Consider the following 21,461-nt stretch of genomic DNA (forward strand, 5'->3'; position numbering starts at 1 on the left):
GATTTCTTCAATTCCTGGGAGAATGCGAACCATGGCAACGGTTTGAGCAGGTACGACAGCGCGCGCACCTCATATCCGCTGATGGCGTATTGCGGTGCGGCTGTGATGAAGATGATCACCACCTTGTCGTCGCGCTCGCGGATGCGGCGGGCGGCCTCCATGCCGTCCATCTCCTTCATTTCGATGTCGAGCAGCAGAATGTCGTAGACGGGGCTGTATTTTTCCACGATTCGGGCGCCGTCGTCGAATACGGATACGGTGAACTGCTCGTCGTTCTCCTTCTGGTAGCGGTTGAGATAGTCAAGTACCAGCTGGCAGCTTGCCGGGTCGTCCTCGACGACTCCGATCCGTATGTTGCGCATCAATCGACCTCCCTGTCCTGCCGTCCGCGTCGCTGTGCGTTTCCCGTGCGTCCGTCCATGCGATATTCCATGCGGCATCGCGGTTCCTAGTAGGAAACTGTAATAGCCGGGGCGTGGTTTACGAGTCCACCCACCTGATTTTCCGCTCCTTTTCCATCCGGATTATGCGGCGATTTGTGCGGTAAATCGGGCTGTATCCGCGCGCGACACGCGTTGGCGAGTCGGAAGAAAGGTTGTGTATAGTGGTTGGTGGCTCAACGAAGAGATCTTCGCTAAACCAAAGAAATAATTAAACGCTTTGAATCGTGGTTTTGTCGAAGTAGTAAGCCGCGACGATGGGCACCGAACAAAAATCCCTTTACAACGGATCGTGAGGCACGTACCTGCCTCTGAAAGGATGAAAATCATGGCAGAAGTCGTATTCGACCATGTTACTCGTATCTACCCGGGCAATGACAAGCCGTCTGTGGATGACCTGAATCTCGACATCAAGGATGGCGAGTTCCTGGTGCTGGTTGGCCCGTCTGGCTGCGGTAAGTCTACGACCCTGCGTATGCTCGCCGGCCTCGAAGAGGTCAACAAGGGCCGCATCCTCATTGGTGGCAAGGACGTCACCACGATGCAGCCGAAGGACCGCGACATCGCAATGGTGTTCCAGAACTACGCTCTGTACCCGCATATGACCGTCGCCGACAACATGGGCTTCGCTCTGAAGATCGCCGGCACTCCGAAGGACGAGATCCGCAAGCGCGTCGAGAAGGCTGCTGAGATCCTCGACCTGACCGAGTACCTCGACCGCAAGCCGAAGGCTCTGTCTGGTGGTCAGCGTCAGCGCGTGGCCATGGGTCGTGCAATCGTCCGTGAGCCGAAGGTCTTCCTCATGGATGAGCCGCTGTCCAACCTCGACGCCAAGCTCCGTGTCCAGACCCGTACTCAGATCGCCGCTCTGCAGCGTCAGCTGGGTGTCACCACCCTGTACGTGACCCACGATCAGACCGAGGCTCTGACCATGGGCGACCGCATCGCCGTCATCAAGCTCGGCGTTCTGCAGCAGGTCGGCGCTCCGACCGAGCTGTACGATCGTCCGGCCAACGTCTTCGTCGCTGGCTTCATCGGCTCCCCGTCGATGAACATCAACACCCACCCGGTGGTCAACGGCAAGGCGAAGATCGGTGAGGACACTGTGGATCTGCCGGCTGAGGCCGTCAACAAGCTGACCGCCGAGGACAATGGCCAGATCGTGGTCGGCTTCCGTCCGGAAGACGCCTCCCTGGCTGCTCCGGATGAGGCCAACGCCTTCTCCCTCAAGGTCATGAACGTTGAGGATCTGGGCTCCGACGGCTACATCTATGGCAACATCCTCACTGACGGCTCTGCCGCCGAGGCATCCACCATGATGTCCGATCAGAACAAGCTCACCACGATCCGCGTGAACCCGCGTGCTCTTCCGAAGGTCGGCGATACCGTCAAGATCAAGATCGACCCGTCCAAGATGCACCTGTTCGCTCCGTCCACCGAGCTGCGTCTGAACTGAGGCGATAACGAGTAACCAACCGTCGGGCGTTCCTTCCGAACTGCCTGGCGGGTGGTCGAACCAATACTTGGCGGACGCGCGAACGTCCGTCAACCATTAAACGAGACATTCTCTTTCCTCTCTTATTGTCTCGTTGGGGAAGCCCCGCGTTGGCGCGGGGCTTCCCTTTTTTATCCCGTTCCATCCTGCGTTTTCCGCTTCTTGTCATGATTCGGCCAACCTAGTCAGTCTGGTTCGACTTGGGTCAACGTTTGTGGGTAGGTCAGCGGGTAGATTGGAATGATATGGAATCACTTGAATTGCCGCAGATGGATCCTCGTGTGCTCAAAGCCACTTCCGTGAAAGCCGATGATCCCGCAACACAGAGCCCGGAACCGTCGGCGTTGAAGATCACCGCGGCGAGCTCGAATCCGAAGATGTTCACACTGCCGTGGGAAAAGCCGCTGGCGACTTGGCCCGAGGACCTGTTGGTCAATCTGCCGCGAGGCATTTCCAGGCACGTGGTGCGCTTCGTGCACGTGGGCGACGAAGTCTACGCCATGAAGGAGATCACGCGGAACGTGGCGGAACGCGAATATGAATTGCTCCGCCGCCTGCAGAAGCTGGAACTGCCGACCGTGCAACCGATCGCCGTGGTCACCGGCCGCCATAACGAGGAAGGCGAGCCGCTGGAAGCCATCCTTGTCACCAAGCATTTGAAATTCTCACTGCCGTATCGTGCGCTGTTCGCACGCAACCTGCGTCCCGACACCGCCGAACGGCTCATCGACGCCTTGGCCGTGCTGATGGTGCGTCTGCATCTGGCCGGCTTCTATTGGGGCGATGTGTCCCTGTCGAACGTGCTGTTCCTGCGCGACGCCGACGCCTTCTCCGCGTTCCTGGTGGACGCCGAAACCGGCGATTTGCAGATTAATCTGACCGAAGGCCAGCGCGAATACGATGTGGATCTGGCCCGCACGAACATCATCGGTGAATTGATGGATCTGGCTTCCGGCGCGCTGCTGCCGAGCAACACGGACGAGATCGAAATCGGCAACCGTCTGGTGGAGCGCTACCACTCGCTGTGGAGCGCGCTGACGGATACCGACAAGTTCAGCCCGGACGAGATGTGGAAGATCGAGAAGCGCGTCAACAAGCTCAACGATCTCGGTTTCGACGTGGACGAGCTGGAAATGAAGACCGCCGAGGATGGCAAGCGTGTGCTGGTGCGTCCGCGTGTGGTGGACGCCGGCTACGCCAATCGCAAGTTGTTGCGATTGACGGGTCTCGACGTGCAGGAGAACCAGGCGCGCCGACTGCTCAACGATCTGGACGCCTACCGCACCTCCACCTGGCGTGACGGCGAGGACCTCGAAATCGTCGCGACCGATTGGATGCGCGAGGTGTTCGAGCCGACCGTACGCATGATTCCGCGCGAGTATCGTTCGCAGATCGAGCCGGCGCAGTTCTTCCACGAAGTGCTTGACCACCGTTGGTTCCTTGCTGAGAAGGCCGGACATGACGTTCCGATGGCCGAGGCCGTGAAGAGCTACGTGGAGAACGTGCTTCCGCAGTACAAGCTCGATCAAAGGGATCTGGACGCGTTGAACGCTGAAGCTGATTCCGGTGTGATTGATGACGAATACACGTACAATGACACCGACGACGGCTACAACCCGGACGACGATCCGGACGCGGCTGTATGGGCGAGCCGTTAAGCAAAGGCTCCGGTGGAGCCTTTGTAGGCGAGCCCCGAGCGGGGCGGTAGCCGTAGCGAGGGCGGTATTGGGTCCGCGCGTAGCGCGGTCCGAAATTGCCGGAGATTGATTCAGTAACGTACGCAAACAAAAAGCTCAAGCCGATAAGGCTTGAGCTTTTTCCATAAGCGACGTAATCGACGATTACTTGGCTGCCGCGGCCGCTTCACGACGTGCCCGTGCCACGGCGTACAGCGTAATGCCGGCCGCCACGGAAGCGTTCAGCGATTCGACCATATTCGACATCGGAATGCCGGCGATGGAATCGCAGGCCTCGCGTACGAGACGGCTCAGACCATTGCCTTCCGAACCAAGTACCACGACCAGCGGATCGGTTTCGAATCCGGTTTCGCCGACAAGCGCGTCGCCGCCACCGTCAAGACCAACGCTGTAGTATCCGCGTTCCTTCAGGCTTTCGATCGCCTTCGTCAGGTTCACCACGCGTGCCACAGGCATGTGCGCGGCCGCACCCGCCGATACCTTCCAAGCGGCTGCCGTGACCGAAGCGGAACGGCGTTCCGGCAGGATCACGCCGTTCGCGCCGAACGCGGCAGCGGAACGGATGACCGCACCGAGGTTCTGCGGATCGGTGACACCGTCCAATGCGATGAACAGCGGTCGCGCCGCGATACGCGCGCTTTCCGAATTGGCGGCTTCCATGGCGCGTGCCTTCTTGTCCGCGCGATCCACGAGCTCCGCCAGCGAGGAATACTGGAACGGCTGGGCCTTCAGCACCACGCCCTGATGGTTGGACGAGCGTGCGATGCGGTCCATTTCAAGCCTGTCCGCTTCCAGCAGGTTCAGGCCGTGAATGCCCGCAAGGCGTACGATTTCGCGCGTGCGGTCGTCATGTTCGATGCGTGCCGCCACGTACAGCGTGGTTGCCGGCACGCCGCAGCGCAGCGCCTCGAGCACGGCGTTGCGGCCGATGACGAGGTCGTCGGATTCCGAAGTGAACTTTGCCGCGCGACGGCGTGCGGCCAGTCGCGGATCGGCCATTTTGCGGCGGTCCGCCGCCTGCTTGGCCTTGTATGCCTTGTGATATACGCGATTTTCGGCCTTGGGGGTCGGCCCCTTGCCCTTCAGCGCGTTACGATGCTTTCCGCCCGACCCCTTGGTCGGTCCTTTTTTCATTGCCATAGTTGTCCATTGTCCCAGCACCCCGGGAAAAGGCGGCGGCTTCGCGTCTGCTCGATATTGCTCGATATGATGGCAAGAATGGAGAAGAACAAAGAGATTTTCGGATTGCCCCTCATGTTCTGGGGTCTGTGGGTCACGCTGCTCATCCTGTGGATGGGCCGCTTCGTCACGTCGTTCCTCTCCATGTACCTCGTTTCCGACATGCATGTGAGCGCGGGCGTGGCTGGCACTATCGTCTCCATGTACGGTTTCGGCGGTATTTTCGGCTGCCTGTACGGTGGTGCGCTGTCTGACCGATTCGGGCGCCCCGCGATGATTGTTATCGGCAATCTCGGTTCCGCGGTGATGCTGGTGCTGCTGGCGTTCATCGGCAATCCGTGGATCATGGCGATCGCACTGCTCGTCTACGGTGCCATTTCATCCGTACCGACGCCCGTGGTCGCGGCCTACGTTTCCGATGTGGTGCCGTTCCGCAAGCAGAAGCGCGCGTATTCGCTGCAAACATGGGCTGCGAATTTCGGCTTCGCTATCGGCCCGATCATCGCCAACCAGCTTGTCAAAATCTCCTATTCGCTGATGTTCTATGCGGAAGCGGCTGTGTTGGTATTCGCTACGTTGCTGATGATGGCATTCTTCAAAGAGGCCGGGCTGGGCGTGCACGGTGTCGGACGGTCTGTGGAACGCTCCGTGGAACGTTCCGTGGAACAACCTGTGGAACGTTCTGGCACTGCGCAAACGGCTCAATCGCAGCAATCGAAATTCTCCATTTGGCGTGGCTATCGTCGTGCCTGCACCGACAAAGCGCTCATGTCGATGGTGGTGCTGATGTTCCTGTACACGCTGGCGTATTACCAGATCGTCAGCGGCTTGCCGATTTCCATGACGCAGATTGGGCTTGGTACGGATGAGTATTCCAGCCTGCTGACCATTAACGGCGGGTTGCTGTGCCTGCTGCAGATTCCCGCGATCGGGCTGTTTCAGCGGATGAGCAACACCCGTGTGCTGGTGCTGGGCATGTCCATTACGGCGGTCGGCTACGCGTTCCAGATTGGTGCGAATTCGTGGGTGACGTTCGCGATTGCGACCGTGCTATGGACACTCGGCGAGCTGGGTACGTTCCCGATCGCCGCCACAACGGTGGCGAACATCGCGCCGAAGGACGTGCGTGGTACTTACCAAGGGTTGTACAACCTGGTGTGGTCGCTGTCGAATGCGTTTTCGCCGTTGGTTGGAGGCTGGATTCTCAACGCGTTCGGCAGTCACGTGCTGTGGACCTGCTGCACGGTGATGTTCGTAATTGTGGCGATTGGTTTCTACGTGACGCGCGGCCCCCGCGAACGCGCCGCAGCCCGCAATCTTGCGATGGAGGAACTGTAGCGGTTGCGCTGCGCAGGTGGCGTGCGGTAGATACGCCACCGAACTTGCCAGACAACTTAACATAACTTAACGGCAACTTCGCATCTGTTAAGTTCGCTGGTAAGTTGCTGTTAAGTTCGTGCGAAGTTGACGGAAAGCGATGTATTGGCGTGATTGTGTGGCACAAATAATGGACATTGCCGGCAAGACAGGGGTGCATGTGCGCGTATGAAAAAGCGGGAGGCCGCGATTCGGTTGGAATCGCGGCCTCCCGCTATGCGATTTAAAAAATCGGAAAGAAGAGAATCGGTGCCGCAGCGTTCGCTGCGGCGGTGCCTTGCCTCACGCGGTCTGTTTCAAAGAGATGGCCTGACGCGGTTCGGCTTGCCTTCCTGCTTGAAGGTCTTACTTGTTGAGGACCTTCTTCATCAGATCAGCGGAAGCCTTGGCAAGTGCGAACTGGCCGAAGCCCGGATCGATGGAAGCGAGGTTGGAGTTGAGGATCTGGTTGAAAGTGTCGTTGTTCTTCATGATGTTTCCTTTCGGACGACCGCCTGGTTTCTTGCTTCTTTTTTTCTTCTCTACATCGTGCGGTGCGTCGCTATTGTGTTGTTTTTCTTGTTCTTCGTTCTTCTGTTGTTTTTCTGTTGTGCCTTTACTGTACGCACGTCGGTATGCGTCTGGCATGCCGCAATCGTCATTTCTATTGTAAAATCATCGGGTTATCTTGAAGAAAATGTGATTACTGTGCCCGCATAACAACACAATCGCCGTATCGTACGCTGACACGAGACGGAACATATCCATTCCCATGTCAACGCACGATACGGCGATATCGGCGTAAATCAGCGGAATAATCGTAAATCAGCGGGGCTGACGGAAGTGACGGTCACCGATTGGATCGAACGGCGTGTGCGGTTCAAGCTGGTACCAGTATGCCACCGACGCGACGTCATCCTGCCGCTCGAAATTGCCGGCTTCCTCGGTGCCGATCTGCTGCCAGGTGACGCGCAGGTCAGAATCGAAATAAATCGGATCCGGAATGTGCCAGCGGTACAGGCCGCGCATGACGGGTGTGGCCACATCCCAGTAGTCGCTTTCACGATGTGCGGCGAGGCGTTGCGAATAGAACGGGAATCCCAGGTACGGTCCGGTGAACGTGTTCTCGTGCATGCGGCCGTGCTCGTCGAAGTCGGCGAAGCTCCACGCGCCGCCGAAATAGTCCTCCGCTCCGGTGCTGCACCACGTCGGGTACTGTTTGTCGCCGTCGATGTACATTTTGACTTCGCCTTCGCCCCACCAGCGGCTTTCCAGCGCGGTCAGCGCAAGGTAGGTGCCGATGTACGCGCCATGGCCGTGCACATTGTCGAGAATCGTGTAGTCACGGGCAATTTCGGTGACGCGTTCGCGGCGCCACTGCGCATGGAAGCGCATCGCATCGGCTGGCAGCGCGTCGTATTCCGTGTAGTCGATTTGGTAGAAGAAGGCCGGCACGTCCTCGTTGTGATCGTTGCGCAGCACAATGCGCGCGTGCTCGAACGGCATGGCGAAATAGCAGTTGAAACCTCGATTTGGCACCACCATGATCGGGATGGAATTGATACGGCAGGCCTGTGCGTGACCGCAGCAGAAGAAATCGCCGATCGGGCACTGCACGGACGGCGTCTCCTCGCCATCCCAATAGAATTCGAGGATGAGATTGCGCAGTACGTTCGGACCGGTCGGGGAAGTGCGGTCGGTGACCGTCATCCAAATGTGGCGAATCACGCCCGGGCCATCGACGTCCATCAGCGTGACCGAATCGCCTGCCTTGATCGTCTGGATGCAAGGGCTGCCCTTGCGTGACGGGCCGAGCGCGCTGGCGGCGGTGGCTGCAGTGCCCTTGCCGCCGGTCGGGTTTTCGGCGTTGACGCAACGTGTACGGCCGTGGTCCGTCGCGATTGCTAGCGAATCGAGGGCACCGTTGCCGAAACCGGAAGTCGCCATAGTATTCATTGTTCTCTCCTTTGTTAAACAGCTTGGGAAACGCGGAAATGGGTGCGCCGCCTACCACTGCCGACTATCGTAGATCCCCCTTGCAGTGGGCGCGTCGATAATGCCGGCCACGGTGCTGAAAGCCGCCGCGGCCGGTTGTGTCTGTTTTTGCGTTATTTCACAACATCCCAGCGTTGTTGGGTCGCGTTACTTCACTGCACCGGCAGTGATACCCTGCGACAGCTTGCGCTGGAAGATGATGAAGAAGATGATGGTCGGGATGATGCTCAGCAGCGAAGCCGATGCCAGCGTGGTCGCTTCCATGGTGCGCTGGCCCTGCAGGGTGGCGAGTGCCAGCGGAATGGTCTGTACGTCATCGCTCATGAGGAACGCCATCGGAATCATGTATTCGTTCCACGTCCACACGAAGAAGAACACGAACAGCACGCTGATGGTCGGCCAAGAAATTGGCAGCACCACCTTGCGCAGGATTTGCCAGCGAGAGGCGCCGTCGATGGCCGCGGCCTCAAGGATGGCCTGCGGGAACGTGCCGTATACGGAGGACAGCAGATAGGTGCCGTAGGCGCTTTGGATGATGGTGAAGATGATGATGATCGCGAGTTTGGTGTTGTACAGACCGACCTGCTTGAACATGGTGTACAGCGGGTAGAGCAGCGCTTCCTGCGGCATCATGTTGGCGAGCATGATGCCGAGCACGATCCAGGTGTTGCCCTTGACCTTGCCGATGCCGAGCGCAAAGGAGTTGAGCACCGACAGCACGACCGCCGCGACAGCCACCACTAGGGAGATGATGAAGCTGTTCCAGAACTTCAGCGGGAAGTTGGTGGTAGTCCAGAAGGAGATGATGCCCTCCATGGTGAAGTGCTTCGGCAGGGAGAGCGGGCCGGTGGCGTTGTAATCGGCGGAGGTCTTGAACGCGTTGACGGTCAGGACGAGCAGCGGGAACAGGACGAGCAGAGCTCCGGCGACGAGCAGGATCAGGGTGATCCAGTCACCTGCGGAACGCACGTGCTGCGTTTTCTTCGAGGCCTTGCGCGCGGCGGCCGTGGACATGGAATAAGTCATGATGGCACCTTTGCTTTTCGGATTTTTAGTATGTTCTTGCGATTGTTTTTTCGGGTTTTCTCTCAGACGAGTTCCTTCTCGACGTGCTTCTGCACGAGGGTGAACACGATGGAGAAGACGATGATTACCACAGTCAGCGCTGTGGAGATTGCGGCGCCGTAGCCCACCTGCTGCACCTGGAAGAACTGGTTGTAGGAATAGTACGACGGAACCGTGGTGGAGGTGCCCGGACCGCCCTTGGTGAGCAGGTAGACCGGAGCGAAGGTCTTCAGTGCGCCGATGGTTGCGGTGAGGATGACCACCAGCAGTTCAGGGATGATGGACGGCAGGGTGACCACGCGGAACTTCTGCCACCAGTTGGCGCCGTCAAGACCTGCGGCCTCGTAGAGTTCCGGATCGACGCGCTGCAGGCCCGACATGAAGATGACGATCGGGTAGCCGAGCTGGATCCACGCCAGGATGAACATGAGGATCGGCAGTGCGCTGTCAGGGCTGCCCAGCCAGTTGTGCTGCAATGCACCCAAGCCGATCTTGGCGAGCAGTGCGTTGACGGCACCGTCCTCCGGGCGGAAGATCCAGCCCATGATGATTGCGGCGACGGCCACCGGAAGCAGCTGCGGCAAATAGAACAGCGCGCGCAGGAAGGAAGCGGTTTTGCCGCCGAACTTCTTTTGGATCACGTCGGTGAGCAGAGACGAGATGAACAGGCCGAGGATGGTAGGGATGACCACGATAGCCACGATGATCCAGAACGAGTTGGCGAAGGAAATCCAGAACGTCGAATCGGAGAACAGGCGTTTCCAGTTTTTCAGGCCGACCCACTTGACGGGACCGACGCCACGCCAGCGGGTGAAGCTCAGGTAGATGTTCCAGATGAACGGAACAACAACTACCGCGAACAGACCGATGAGGCCGGGGATGAGGTATGGAACGAATTTCGCGGAGCGGTTGCCGGGAAGTCTCGACATGGAGGCTTCGTGCTTGGTCTTTTGAGACATTGCAAGTCCTTTGAAATATTGATGATCCGAGGGATTTCCGATGGATTGTTCTGTGATGACGCACGATTTGGCGCGATGCGACGTGCGGAATGTATGGGGGAGGAAAGGGTTGGTGCGGTCCGCCCGAAGACGGGCCGCACCATTATTGGAGTTGGAATGGAAAGGAAGGATCGGTTGTTTTTAGTTGTTCTTGACGCCCATGTCCTCGACGCCGGTGTCGTACTTCTCGTGGATGTTCTTGAGCACGTCTGCCGGCTTCTTGGTGCCGTTGACCAGCTCCTGGAACTCCGCTGGAACCGCGTCGGTGAGGTTGGAGGCCGCGTAATCCGGGTAGTAGCTGAGCTTGCCGTCCTTGGCGTAGGAATCGTATTCCTCGATCATGGCCTTGCTCTTCGCGTCGGTGATCTTGCTGGTGTCTGCCGCTACCGGAATGCCGCCTGCGTTGCCGAGGAAGTTCTGCACATTATCGGAGAGGACGTAGTCGATGAACTTGGCGGACAGATCCTTGTGGTGCGACTTCTCAGGAATCACCAGCAGGTTGCCTGCGCAGCCGACTGCGTAGTTGGATTCCGGCATGACGGCCGCGTCCCAATCGAACGACTTGATCTGCTTGACGAAACGGCCCTGGTTCCAAGTACCAGTCTGGTAGATCGGATATTCGCCCTTGATGAAGGCCTGCGTGGTGTCCTCGGCCTTCATGCCAGTGGCGTTGCGGGAGATGAAGCCCTTGTCAAGCCACTCGTTGATGGTCTTGACGGAGTTGGTCAGCACTTTGGAATTCCAGTCGACGTCACCCCTGTACAGCTGCCAGTTGTCGATGAACTTGGAGTCGGCATTCTTGGAAACGAGCTGCCACCACAGCCACATCACGCCGTATTCCTGCGCGTCGGCTGCAATCGGGGTCACGCCGGCGTCCACGAACTTCTGGCAGGCGTCCACGAACTCGTCGTAGGTGGTCGGAATCTTGATGTTGTACTTGGCGAACAGGTCCTTGTTGTAGTAGACGCGCTGGAATTCAGCGTAGCTGGTCATACCGTACCAGGTATCGCCGTCCATGATGCCGTTCTCGTCGTACTTGGCGACTGCTGCGTTTGCGCCGGTCACCTTCTTGTCCCAGCCGTACTGCTTGACATAGTCGCCGAGGTCGGTGAGCAGGCCCATGGTGGAGAGCACGCCGGCGGAGCCGTTGCCGCGGTTGGATTCCATGAGGTCCGGGGCTTCGTCGGAGTTCAGGAATTGGCTGCCGTTCTGCGCGATCTGGGTGAAGGACTTGCGCTCGAAGTTGATCTTGACGCCGGTCTCTTTTTCGAAGGCCTTGGCCGCGCGACGCCAAGCCTGAGTCTGGCCTGCGTCGTCCTCTTCGTAATACCAGAACGACAGGCTGTCCGGCTTTTCCTCGTCCTGTGCGGTATCGCTACCACATGCGGCGAGGGAGGTCAGCGACAGTGCTGCGATGGCCAGCGTGGCCAGTCCTCGTTTGATGTTCATTGCTATTCTCCTTGTTTCCTTCTTGAGGCGCGCCCTGCGGCACGGCTCACATCTGGTTGTATTGAAACGTTTCGATGACGTGCGTGCGATTCCGCGGTCCGTTTGGATTCGCCGGATTTCGCCCGGCTTGTTCGTTTGTTCGGTTTCTTCGGAGACCGTTATATCGTCATTGAAACGTTTCGATTATCCGTATGAAATTATGTTGCCTTGTGATTCCGTCCGGCCGCTCTGCCTTCCGGTAATCGCAGGAAAATCTATATTGTTCCGCCGGACCCCGCTTCCGCAACGGATCCGCGGCGCTTCATCGCGGGTTCGATGAGTTCCACGGAACCTTTGATGTCGGTGTGCTCCTCGATGGCGGAGACCAACAGGTTCATGGCTTCGGCGCACAGCTCCTCCGGCATGACCGGCATTTCGGTGATGGGGAAGCGCGTCGGCTCGCCTTCGAAATACGTGCCGCACGACAGGACCGAAACGTCCTGCGGAATCGACATGCCCGCGTCGTGCAACGCCATCAGCACCTGGCTGAGGACGCTTGCGTTCGCCTGGTTGATGATGGCGGTCGGGCGGTCGGGGTGCGCGAAGACGGTGCTGACGAAGTGCTGCGCGTCGAAGCTGTCCGCTTCGTAATGCTCGGATTCGATGACCGTCATGCCGAGCTCCTTCGCGTGCGCCAGCAGGCTTTCGCGGAAGATGACGACGTAACCGGAATGGCGGTTGTAGTCGGATTCGTTGTTGCGCAGGAACACGACGGTGCGGTGTCCCTTCTCGTACAGGAAGTCGACGGCCTTGCGGCCCATCAGCGCGAAATCGATGTCCACGCAGGCGCAGCCGGCGTGCGACGACGGATAGCCGATAGCCACGCACGGCTTGGAAAAAGTGCCGGATTGAGCGGCGCGCTCGTCATCCTGCTCCACGTCGAGCAGCACGATGCCATCCGCAAGATTGCTTTGCGTCACGCGGCGGATATCCTTCACTGCATCCGGACCGGTCAGCAACATCACGTCATACCCTGCATTCCTTGCGGCCCATGCGGTGCGCAGGAAGTAGGCGTTGTACCTGGCCTGGTTGATGTCGCCTCGAATCGGGGCGCTCAACGCGATGATCTGGTTGCGCATGCCGCGCATCTTACGGGCGCTGGCGTCCGGAGTGTAACCGAGCTTCTCTACGGCGGCCATGACTTTGTCGGTGGTTTTCGCAGAGATTGAACGCTTGCCGGATAGTACATAGGAGACGGTGCTGGCGGAAACTCCCGCTTCGCGGGCCACGTCTTTGATGCCTGCCATGCGTCTCGCCTCCCTTTTGTGCCGTTCTATCCGCTATCTATCGAATCGTTTCGTCGAAACGTTTCACTTAGCATAGCGCAACTATAAAATCATGTCAATCGTACGGCACGTCGCGTTCTCCCGTATGGGTTTATCGCCTATACGGGAGAACTACGCGTAGTTAGCGCTTCTTGCCGGACTTGCCGACCTTGCCAAACGTGAACGCGCGGACGATCGCCACAATGCCAAGTGCAACCAACGCGCATCCGCCAAACAGAATCAGCCAGCCGGTGGAGGCCAGCGGGCTGAACAGCATCACGCAGCCGGCCACAATCGAAATCAGCGCGTATATCACAGCCCATGCGGAACTCGGCATGCGCCACGATTCGACAAGCGCCATCACGCCTTCCATCATCCAACCGAGGCCCACCACCATGGTGACGAGCACTGCCAGCATGGCGCCGGACAGGGTCGAATTCTTCAGCATGACCACGCCGCCGATCGTCAACAACAGACCGACCAGAATGTCAAGCACGCGCCAGCAAGCTTAACATAACTTAACAGCAACTTCGCAGCGGTTAAGTTATCTGTTAAGTTCGCTGTTAAGTTGCTGGCAAGTTCGTTAAGTTCGTGCGAAGCTGGCGAGATCTCCGAAAACGGGCTATTTTCTGACCAGACGATACCGTTGCTTCGGGCTGCGTGCCGGCTCCGTCGGCTCCACGACATCGTTGGCGATCATAGTTCGCAGATGACTGGTGATGGTCGAGCGGGACAGCCCGGACAGTTCGGACAGTTCCTTCGAAGTCGCGGAGCTTCGCCTGCCCAGCAATTCGGTGATCGCCTCCTCCACGGATAACGGATTGGTGTCCGTCTTCTCGCTTTTCGTCATTCTTCGCTTATCGAAGGTCAGGGAGAAGAACGTCAAGGTATTGAGCGGCTTCGGCGGATTCATAAGCGCGGCCTGCAGCTGCTCTTCGATGACCTGGTAGCCCGTTCCCCGGTTCTCCACCACATATCCGCCATCGGGGTATGGTGTGGTTTCCAGAATGTTGGATAGGAACTGATTCCTCGAAGAGGAGATGCCCACGGTGCCCAACGTGTCGACCGTCACATTGCCGAAAAGTCCTCCTGGGTTGAGGATTTCCAAACGGTCGGCATACAGGTTCACCTGCACCTGCGAGCCGCGGGCGTCCGGTGAATAGTCGCGATGCATGAGCGCGTTGGCGATCGCCTCGCGGACCGCTTTGCGTGGATAGTCGGGCACGTCCTGTCGGAATGCGCCTTCGATCACGGCTCCGGTACGCATGTTCTTGGTGACGGCGTTCAGGGCATCCTCGATCATGAAAGGAATCGGACCGATGATGGTCTGCGCGTCGAGGAATCTGCGGTCCTCGTCCACCGTTTCGGCTTTGGTGACGCCTGGAAAAGCGGTGAAGGTGATATTGAGCCTCGGAAAGAACTGTTGGGGGAACGAGCCGAGAGCCAGCAAACCTCCGAGCGTTGGTCGGATGGTTTCCGCGTCGTCCTTTTTCGCGACGTGCATGCTGATGGCGATGTTCTCATCGTCGCGCGTGCCGAAAATGCGTGGATGCAGCTCCCGTTGGCGTGCGATGAATTGGGAAAGCAGATTGGGATCCAAGTCATCCAAGGTGGCCTGCGGAACGATTTCGTCGTCGAATGTGGGCTGACCGTGTTCTTCCATAAGACGGTCGATCTCGTATTGGGTGAGTTTGCGATCACCATCGCCGGTGCGGATGTATGAGCCTTGGTATCGTCCTTTGGATGTGATGAAGCACGGTTTGTCCTTGAGCGGCATCGCGGGCACGTGCGCCACGAGGACATTGGTTCCCTCAAAGGGGATTATTTCCAGAAACGGCCGCACCCGGGGAGTCATCTGCTCGCATTTCGCGTTGAAGGCCTCCTGCATGGCTCGTGCGTTGAAGGATTTCACCGGCGTGAATCCTTCCTTTTCGGATACGCCGAGGATGATGATGCCGCCGTCGCCGTTGGAGAAGGCGGAAAGCGTGTCGGGAATGCTTTCGGAGATTTTGTTGCGCGATTCCTTGACTTCGCATGCCTGCGTATCGTTCCCGATTTGGCGCATCTGCAGGATGAGATGCTCAAGCTCGTTTGCGTTCATGGTCGCTTCCTGATATGAATCCAACTACTTGCCAGCAAGCTTAACATAACTTAACAGCAACTTCGCAGCTGTTAAGTTCGCTGTTAAGTTGCTGGCAAGTTCGTTAAGTTCGCGCGAAGCCGGTCGGTGCAATCGTGTTCCGTGCCGTTCGTCGTGCGGTCGCAACGTATCGAAACGAATGTGCACAATAATATGCAAACGATTGCAAAAGAACCGGTTCAAGAAAAGGCGCAACGATGGCGATTCGGTACGTCGAACGGGTTCGTTGTGCGTCGGGGGAATGGTGTGTCGAAAACGATTTCAATGCATTTGAAATCGCAAAATCGCAATAAATCAACAATATTAACCCGTTTTATTTGGAAGTCGTTTTTTCTTCGGGGGTGAGAAAAATGTAAGCGTTTGCAAAAATTTGTTTCTGAGCGCACAATATTTGAAGTCGGCAATTGCAAGGACGTGGCTCAATGGAGGAGCTTGCGCATGCCGACAGGGTAATAATCAAGGAGAGAAAGGTGCGGTCATGAAGCGCACAGTAAAAGCGGCAATCGGTATGGTGGCCATCGCGGCGATGTCCATCGGCACTCTGGCGGCGTGCGGCGGTTCCGATTCGGGATCCGACAACGGCAAAGGCAAGGTCTACTACCTGAACTACAAGCCGGAGACCAACGACGCATGGCAGGCGCTGGCCAAGAAGTACACGAAGCAGACCGGCGTCGAGGTCAAAGTGCAGACCGCCGCGTCGGAAACGTATCCGCAGACGCTGAAATCCGAGCTGGCCAAGTCCAATGCGCCGACCCTGTTCCAGATCAACGGCGTGGTCGACTATCAGACATGGAAGGCCTACACCACGGATATGTCCGACACCGAACCGTACAAGCAGCTCAAGGATCAGTCCATGGCGCTGAAGGATGGCGACAAGGTGGCCGGCGTCCCGTATGTGGTGGAAAGCTACGGCCTGATCTACAACAAGGATCTGCTGGCCAAGTACATCGCTACCGACGGAGCCAAGATCAAAAGCGTCGATGACATTGACAATTTCGACACCCTGAAGGCCGTCGCGGACGACATCCAGGCCAAGAAAGACCAGCTTGGCGTCAAGGGCGCGTTCACCTCCACTGGTTTCGATTCCAGCTCCGACTGGCGCTTCAAGGGTCACCTGGCCAACAATCCGCTGTACTTCGAATTCCGCGACAACAACATCACCGAGCAGCCGGCCAGCATCAAGGGCACTTATCTGCCGCAGTTCAAGCAGATCTTCGACCTGTATCTGAAGGACTCCACTTGCCCGAAGACCCAGGTCAGCTCCAAGACCGGCGATGACGCCAATTCGGAATTCGCGCTCGGCCAGGCCGTGTTCTATCAGAACGGCACCTGGGCGTGGCCGGATCTGCAGAAGGCCGGCGTCAAGGCTGATTCCGTTGGCATGATGCCGATCTACATGGGTGTCAAGGGCGAGGAGAACCAGGGTCTTGATGTGAATTCCGACGCGTACTGGAGCATCAACGACAAGTCCTCCGACGCCGACAAGAAGGCCACTAAGGACTTCCTGAAGTGGGTCGTCACCGACCAGGCCGGCATCGATGCGATTTCCAAGGACATGGGATTGACCACGCCGTTCAAGTCCTTCGAGAAGGTCAAGTCCGACAATCCTCTGGTCCAGGCCGAAATCGCCTACCAGGATTCCGGCAAGGAGGCCGTCTCCACCCGTCCGACCGCCATGATTCCGTCCGAGGAGTGGAAGAACCAGCTTGGTTCCGCCATGTTGGAATACGCGCAGGGCACTGGCGATTGGAACGCCGTCAAGAAGGCCTTCGTCGACAATTGGAAGACGGAATACGACGCGGCCCACTGATGACGGATGACGCGGACGCTGACGGCGGCCGTGTGTGAAGCCGTGAAGCCGCGTCGACGGCAGTCGACGGCATAAGAGGAATAGAAAAAGCGGGAGGATGCGATTCGATTGGGAATTGCATCCTCCCGCTTTGTGATTTCAGTAATCGAAAGGAAGGAAAGTGGGGGCGTGCACGCCGCGATGTCCACGGCGGCCGGTCCTGCCTTACGCGGCCTGCCTTGAAAAGGCTGCCTTACGCGGCCTGACCCACACCGCCTTTCGACTGAAAGGCCTTATTTGTTGAGGACCTTCTTGAAAAGGTCGGCGGAGACTTTGGCGAACGCGAACTGGCCGAAGCCCGGGTCGACGGAAGCGAGGTTGGAATTGATGATCTGATCGAAAGTGTTGTTCTTCATGATGGTTCCTTTCGGACGGCCGCTTGTCTCTTTGTTTCTCTGTCTTCTCCACATCGTGCGGCGCGTCGCTTTTATGGTTTTTCTTGTTTTGCTTTTCTGTTGTTCTTCGGTTGTGCCTTCACTATAGGCAGGCTGGCATGGGGCCGTCATGCCGCAATCGTCTTTTTTATTGTAAAATCATCTGGTCATCTTGAAGAAAATGCAAATGTGCGACGGCATGCTTCGCCTTCATGAAGCGCGCCTTCATGAAGCGTATAGGCGTGATTCGCCGGAAAACGGCGGATGCGGTGCGACGGGGAGTGACTCGACGGGGACGACGTGGATTGCCTGCAGCCTACTGCAGAATGAAACCGGCTATATCGGTTGGACCGATTTCGAGCACTTCCCCTTTGGTGGTGATCAGCACGTGCTGATGGCCGTTCCATTGGAATTTCCCGTAGAACAGATTGCCTTCGTGCAACACCGCGCCGATCGCGCCCTTGCCCGTTGCGGCGGAAGGGGATTGCGTTGATTGTTGCGCTGCCTGGTTTTGCGGCTGGGTCTGCTGTGCCGGCTGCTGCGGTATGGGCTGTTGGAATGGCTGTGCGGATTGGTTTCGTTGTGCCGGCTGTTGCGCAGTCGGAATCGGCTGCTGTGCCGGTTGCTGCGCGGCGAAAATGGGCTGTTGCGCAGCCTGGATGGGCTGGGCGGTCGGCCGTTCCGACTGGGTCGGTTGCGCAGGTTCTTCCACGGGAGGATGGCGCAGGGTCTCCGCGATGCGATCAAGCAGGTCGTCGATTTGGCCGATGTCGTATCCGTCGGTGAACCGGACGGTCGTGAACATCTGCCGTTCGACTTCTTCGGGGGGCATTTCGGCTTTGCCGTCAAGCGCGTCCGCGCAGCGTCCGAAGAACTCGTTCACCTCGACGATGTTGTATCCCTCGGAGAGGTACGTCGTGGTAAGCCGGACGTTTCGTAGTTCGCGTGCCGTGATTGTGGATACCATGTTCTTCATTATCCCACGAATGTGATGATTTTGCGCATAAAACAGGAAACGGTCGCAAAACATGCGGAAATCATGTCGTGCGACCGTTTGTCTTAATGCTGATTAAAGGTAAAGGATATTATCCGCGCTTCGACTTGCCGACCCTGCCGAACGTGAATGCGCGGACAATCGCCACGATGCCGAGCACCACCAGAGCGCACCCGCCGAACAGAATCAGCCAACCGGTGGAGGCCAACGGGCTGAACAGCATCACGAAGCCGGCCACAATCGAAATCAGCGCGTATATCACGGCCCACGCGGAACTCGGCATGCGCCACGATTCGACGAGCGCCATCACGCCTTCCATCATCCAGCCAAGACCCACCACCATGGTGATGAGCACAGCCAGCATGGCGCCGGACAAGGTCGAATTCTTCAGCATGACCACGCCGCCGACCGTCAGCAACAGTCCGACCAGAATGTCAAGCACGCGCCAGCCGCCTGGCAGACCAAGCTCCACAATCGCGGTGACGATGCGGATCACGCCGGAAACGACGAAATATGCGCCGAGTGCAATCGCGGCGATCTTGAGCGTCGCTCCCGGCCAGATGAGCAGCGCCAGACCAAGGACGATCGCCACGATGCCGAGCACGCCGTACACGCCGCGAATGGCGTTCTTCGCGCGCTGCGGCAGCCACGATTCCACCAGTTTGAAGGGGCTTATCGGCTTCCATTCGCCGTTGCCGTTCGCGTCGGCCGGATTTGGCCCGTATCCGTAGGGGTTGCCGTACGGATAGCCATAGGGGTTGCCGTAAGGATTGTCGAAGTAGCGGGGAGTCTGCGCGTCATCCGCTCCGTTGTTCTGCGGATTTTGCTGTGATTGCTGGTTCGGCGCATAGGCTCCGTATTCCGGCTGGTTCGGCCTCTGTCCGGGATCGCCGGGGTTCATATTTGGATAGCTCATGATGGCCTCCTCCTCGAAAGCGCCTCAAAGCCTTGTTCGCTTCGAAGCCGTTCCCTTATTTTAGGCATGCTGTCTGTTTTTAGCCATCGACAGAATCGCCCCGCTTGTCCATCGGGAATTGAGGTTGTCGTAGCTGACGTGGCGGCCGGTTGGTCGCGATTGTTACTGTTGCAATGGGCGCGATGGCTATGGGAATGGTCGTGGACGGTTGCTCCGACTGATTGTGCCGGCATCGGTAGCCGAAATATGTGTCACGATTTCGATTTTCGTCCGTTTTTTCAAATCGTGACACATTGGCACTGAAAGAAATACCCCCGAACTGCCAATTTCAGTGTGCGGAAGCAGAAAATAGGCAGTTCGGGGGTATTGGAAACGTGATGGATGTGTCACGATTCGAAATTTGGTTCAAAAAATCGAATCGTGACACATCCGAGGCACGTATGGGGTATATAGCCCGCGAATCAGAACAGCTTGAGCCGGACGTTGAGGCTGAGCGGCTGGTCGGCGGGCAGCTGGTACTGCGCGTGCACCGGCGACATCCACGAATCGTCGCCGCCGACGCCCATCTGCGCGGCCAACAGGCGCAGGAACATGTGCCGGGGCTTCGGCAGCTCGTCCTGGTGCAGCGCCTCCTCCAGCATCGCGCTCGAATAAGGCAGCAGGCTCATCGCGAATGGTTTCACGGTATGTTCCACGCGCAGGCCATGGCCCGAATCGTCCGTGATCTCCGCCCAACGCACGTCCTCATGATTGCCGGTTTCCTGCGGCAGCAGATACGGCGCGCGGTCGCGGTACGCATCCGTGCTCCACACGCCCAGCTTCGCGTGCTTGCGGTCGGCGTACGTCTCCTCCGGGCCGACGCCGTAGAATCGCAGATTCGAATATTCCACGGGCAGGGCCCATTCGATGCCGAACGCCGGAATCGTAGGCAAATCGCCGTTCTTCTCGCCCGGATACTCCACATCCAGTGAGACGCTGCCGTCCGTATCGGCGATGTAGCGTACCGTCACCTTCGTGCGTTGCGGAATCGCCAATTCATATGTGTACGTGGCTTCCGCGGCGTTTTCTCCATGGGGTGCGATCTCGCAGCCGACGCAACGGGCGTACTTGCCCGCGACCGCCCAGGCGGCGCGTTCGAAGGCGTGCCCGGCGCCGCGGTCGTTGTCCGTCAACGGGCGGAACGTGGTGATCGAAGGTCGACGCAGCACGAATTCGCGGTCGCCGAGCGTGTACGAGACCATGCCTCCCTGCGCGCGGGAGAGGAGCGCTTCTCGGCCTTGTCCTCGCACGCCCACGTTCCAGCGTCCGAAGGTGATGGCGCCGTCGGACGAAGCCGTGCCGGCCGATTCATCGGCAGTACCGGCCGTGCCGACACCCTTCGCGCCCGCCACTACGTACTGGCCGAACGTCAGCTCATAGCCTGCCGGGGCCCAATCGCACGCCTCGCCCAACTGCTGCGAGACCTCCAAAACCAGCTCCTCGGCATTGCCTGCGTAATCGTCGATCGGCCAATCGATGTCAAAGACGGTGCTTTCACCGGCGGGCACGTCGAAATGCCGTTCGGAAGACCACACCGGCTTGCCATCGGCCAGCACGCGCAGAACGAACACGTACGCGCCCGTCGACACGAACAGGTTGTCGTTCGTGACGCGCACCCCGTCCGCCGAAACCGCGAGCTTCACGTTCGCATACAGCTGCTTGACGTCCTGTGCCTTCGGCGAAGGAGTGCGGTCGGCGAACAGCAGTCCGTCGCCGGAGAATTCGTAGTCGCTTGGACGGTCGCCGAAATCGCCGCCGTAGCACATGCGCGTCGTGCCGTCGGGCAGCTTGGCCTCGATCGCTTGGTCGATGAAATCCCAAATGAAGCCGCCCTGGTACATCGGATAGCGTTCCAGCGCCGTGTATTCGTCCATGTTGCCGCACGAATTGCCCATCGCATGCATGTATTCGCAGGAGATGTACGGCTTCTTCGGGCCGTCCGTATGCGCCGGGCTGCCGTCCTGCAGGTAGCGTTCGATTTCGTCGGCATGCGCGTACATGCGGCTTTCGATGTCCGTCACGTCCTCGAATTCGCGCATGTGCACGGACCCCTCGTAATGCACCGGACGATTCGGGTCGATCGCGTGCGCGTGGCGGTACATTGCGCGGAACACCTCGCCCGCGCTCGATTCGTTGCCGAGCGACCAGATCAGCACGCTCGGATGGTTGTA

At 58.4% G+C, this 21,461-nt stretch carries 17 protein-coding genes and 1 pseudogene; 4 read left to right on the plus strand and 14 right to left on the minus strand.

All coding sequences use genetic code 11. The features are described 5' to 3' along the window. Positions 1–362, minus strand: a 362-nt coding sequence (locus ACR0P8_RS05710; RefSeq protein WP_432624207.1) for a LytR/AlgR family response regulator transcription factor, incomplete at its 3' end; no start/stop codon positions are given. Between the two features lie 406 nt (positions 363–768). On the opposite strand from ACR0P8_RS05710, the gene ACR0P8_RS05715 reads away from it, so the two are divergent. Together ACR0P8_RS05715 and ACR0P8_RS05720 are read left to right on the plus strand one after the other, a co-directional pair. Next, positions 769–1,896 (plus strand): ABC transporter ATP-binding protein, encoded by a 1,128-nt coding sequence (locus ACR0P8_RS05715; protein ID WP_432624208.1) that lies wholly within the window; start codon positions 769–771, stop codon positions 1,894–1,896. A gap of 284 nt (positions 1,897–2,180) precedes the next feature. Next, the gene (locus ACR0P8_RS05720; RefSeq protein WP_432624209.1) at positions 2,181–3,593 is read left to right on the plus strand and encodes a DUF4032 domain-containing protein; all 1,413 of its coding nucleotides are present in this window, start codon (positions 2,181–2,183) and stop codon (positions 3,591–3,593) included. Positions 3,594–3,776: 183 nt separating this feature from the next. On the opposite strand, the gene rlmB is transcribed toward ACR0P8_RS05720, so the two are convergent. Beyond that, positions 3,777–4,772: a 23S rRNA (guanosine(2251)-2'-O)-methyltransferase RlmB gene (gene rlmB, locus ACR0P8_RS05725; protein ID WP_026646773.1), complete on the minus strand. Its 996-nt coding sequence runs from the start codon at positions 4,770–4,772 to the stop codon at positions 3,777–3,779. A 78-nt stretch (positions 4,773–4,850) separates the two neighbouring features. Here rlmB and ACR0P8_RS05730 point away from each other — a divergent pair, with 78 nt between their 5' ends. Then, complete coding sequence (locus ACR0P8_RS05730) at positions 4,851–6,149, plus strand: MDR family MFS transporter (protein ID WP_432624210.1); 1,299 nt, start codon at positions 4,851–4,853, stop codon at positions 6,147–6,149. A gap of 384 nt (positions 6,150–6,533) precedes the next feature. On the opposite strand, the gene ACR0P8_RS05735 is transcribed toward ACR0P8_RS05730, so the two are convergent. From ACR0P8_RS05735 to ACR0P8_RS05770, 8 genes and pseudogenes are all read right to left on the minus strand, one after another. Further along, a complete protein-coding gene (locus tag ACR0P8_RS05735) occupies positions 6,534–6,659 on the minus strand; it encodes a hypothetical protein (RefSeq protein ID WP_256134736.1) in 126 nt (41 codons plus the stop codon). 333 nt (positions 6,660–6,992) lie between these two features. Further along, complete coding sequence (locus ACR0P8_RS05740; protein WP_117565701.1) at positions 6,993–8,123, minus strand: glycoside hydrolase family 172 protein; 1,131 nt, start codon at positions 8,121–8,123, stop codon at positions 6,993–6,995. A 186-nt stretch (positions 8,124–8,309) separates the two neighbouring features. Next, on the minus strand, positions 8,310–9,188 hold the full coding sequence (locus ACR0P8_RS05745) for a carbohydrate ABC transporter permease (protein WP_003806530.1): 879 nt from the start codon (positions 9,186–9,188) through the stop codon (positions 8,310–8,312). A gap of 62 nt (positions 9,189–9,250) precedes the next feature. Next, positions 9,251–10,186 carry a carbohydrate ABC transporter permease gene (locus ACR0P8_RS05750; RefSeq protein WP_117565699.1) on the minus strand — a complete coding sequence of 312 codons (936 nt, stop codon included), beginning with the start codon at positions 10,184–10,186 and terminating at the stop codon, positions 9,251–9,253. 180 nt (positions 10,187–10,366) lie between these two features. Beyond that, positions 10,367–11,674 (minus strand): ABC transporter substrate-binding protein, encoded by a 1,308-nt coding sequence (locus ACR0P8_RS05755; RefSeq protein WP_117565697.1) that lies wholly within the window; start codon positions 11,672–11,674, stop codon positions 10,367–10,369. A gap of 254 nt (positions 11,675–11,928) precedes the next feature. After that, the gene (locus ACR0P8_RS05760; protein ID WP_021913102.1) at positions 11,929–12,960 is read right to left on the minus strand and encodes a LacI family DNA-binding transcriptional regulator; all 1,032 of its coding nucleotides are present in this window, start codon (positions 12,958–12,960) and stop codon (positions 11,929–11,931) included. 160 nt (positions 12,961–13,120) lie between these two features. After that, positions 13,121–13,480, minus strand: a pseudogene (locus ACR0P8_RS05765) (DUF308 domain-containing protein); the annotation flags it as partial. 120 nt (positions 13,481–13,600) lie between these two features. Next, positions 13,601–15,079, minus strand: coding sequence for an ATP-binding protein (locus tag ACR0P8_RS05770; protein WP_432624211.1), 1,479 nt, complete (start codon positions 15,077–15,079; stop codon positions 13,601–13,603). Positions 15,080–15,596: 517 nt separating this feature from the next. Between ACR0P8_RS05770 and ACR0P8_RS05775 the strand changes: the two genes are divergently transcribed. Continuing rightward, positions 15,597–16,928, plus strand: a complete 1,332-nt coding sequence (locus tag ACR0P8_RS05775; protein WP_432624212.1) for an ABC transporter substrate-binding protein — start codon at positions 15,597–15,599, stop codon at positions 16,926–16,928. 272 nt (positions 16,929–17,200) lie between these two features. On the opposite strand, the gene ACR0P8_RS05780 is transcribed toward ACR0P8_RS05775, so the two are convergent. From ACR0P8_RS05780 to ACR0P8_RS05795, 4 genes are all read right to left on the minus strand, one after another. Next, the gene (locus ACR0P8_RS05780) at positions 17,201–17,323 is read right to left on the minus strand and encodes a hypothetical protein (protein ID WP_432624213.1); all 123 of its coding nucleotides are present in this window, start codon (positions 17,321–17,323) and stop codon (positions 17,201–17,203) included. A 334-nt stretch (positions 17,324–17,657) separates the two neighbouring features. Continuing rightward, positions 17,658–18,308 (minus strand): DivIVA domain-containing protein, encoded by a 651-nt coding sequence (locus ACR0P8_RS05785; protein ID WP_432624214.1) that lies wholly within the window; start codon positions 18,306–18,308, stop codon positions 17,658–17,660. A gap of 118 nt (positions 18,309–18,426) precedes the next feature. Continuing rightward, the gene (locus ACR0P8_RS05790) at positions 18,427–19,251 is read right to left on the minus strand and encodes an HdeD family acid-resistance protein (RefSeq protein ID WP_432624215.1); all 825 of its coding nucleotides are present in this window, start codon (positions 19,249–19,251) and stop codon (positions 18,427–18,429) included. Between the two features lie 461 nt (positions 19,252–19,712). Beyond that, the coding region (locus tag ACR0P8_RS05795) for a glycoside hydrolase family 2 TIM barrel-domain containing protein (RefSeq protein WP_432624216.1) at positions 19,713–21,461 on the minus strand (1,749 nt) is incomplete at its 5' end.

The sequence above is a fragment of the Bifidobacterium sp. genome (assembly GCF_050874245.1).
Taxonomy (GTDB): Bacteria; Actinomycetota; Actinomycetes; order Actinomycetales; family Bifidobacteriaceae; genus Bifidobacterium.

Excerpts from the sequence above, each read along its gene's own strand:
- ACR0P8_RS05745 (WP_003806530.1), bottom strand. The coding sequence starts at position 9,188 with ATGACTTATTCCATGTCCACGGCCGCCGCGCGCAAGGCCTCGAAGAAA.
- rlmB (WP_026646773.1), bottom strand. The coding sequence starts at position 4,772 with ATGGCAATGAAAAAAGGACCGACCAAGGGGTCGGGCGGAAAGCATCGT.
- ACR0P8_RS05730 (WP_432624210.1), top strand. The coding sequence starts at position 4,851 with ATGGAGAAGAACAAAGAGATTTTCGGATTGCCCCTCATGTTCTGGGGT.
- ACR0P8_RS05780 (WP_432624213.1), bottom strand. The coding sequence starts at position 17,323 with ATGAAGAACAACACTTTCGATCAGATCATCAATTCCAACCTCGCTTCC.
- ACR0P8_RS05775 (WP_432624212.1), top strand. The coding sequence starts at position 15,597 with ATGAAGCGCACAGTAAAAGCGGCAATCGGTATGGTGGCCATCGCGGCG.
- ACR0P8_RS05785 (WP_432624214.1), bottom strand. The coding sequence starts at position 18,308 with ATGGTATCCACAATCACGGCACGCGAACTACGAAACGTCCGGCTTACC.
- ACR0P8_RS05740 (WP_117565701.1), bottom strand. The coding sequence starts at position 8,123 with ATGAATACTATGGCGACTTCCGGTTTCGGCAACGGTGCCCTCGATTCG.
- ACR0P8_RS05735 (WP_256134736.1), bottom strand. The coding sequence starts at position 6,659 with ATGAAGAACAACGACACTTTCAACCAGATCCTCAACTCCAACCTCGCT.
- ACR0P8_RS05770 (WP_432624211.1), bottom strand. The coding sequence starts at position 15,079 with ATGAACGCAAACGAGCTTGAGCATCTCATCCTGCAGATGCGCCAAATC.
- ACR0P8_RS05715 (WP_432624208.1), top strand. The coding sequence starts at position 769 with ATGGCAGAAGTCGTATTCGACCATGTTACTCGTATCTACCCGGGCAAT.
- ACR0P8_RS05755 (WP_117565697.1), bottom strand. The coding sequence starts at position 11,674 with ATGAACATCAAACGAGGACTGGCCACGCTGGCCATCGCAGCACTGTCG.
- ACR0P8_RS05750 (WP_117565699.1), bottom strand. The coding sequence starts at position 10,186 with ATGTCTCAAAAGACCAAGCACGAAGCCTCCATGTCGAGACTTCCCGGC.
- ACR0P8_RS05790 (WP_432624215.1), bottom strand. The coding sequence starts at position 19,251 with ATGAGCTATCCAAATATGAACCCCGGCGATCCCGGACAGAGGCCGAAC.
- ACR0P8_RS05720 (WP_432624209.1), top strand. The coding sequence starts at position 2,181 with ATGGAATCACTTGAATTGCCGCAGATGGATCCTCGTGTGCTCAAAGCC.
- ACR0P8_RS05760 (WP_021913102.1), bottom strand. The coding sequence starts at position 12,960 with ATGGCAGGCATCAAAGACGTGGCCCGCGAAGCGGGAGTTTCCGCCAGC.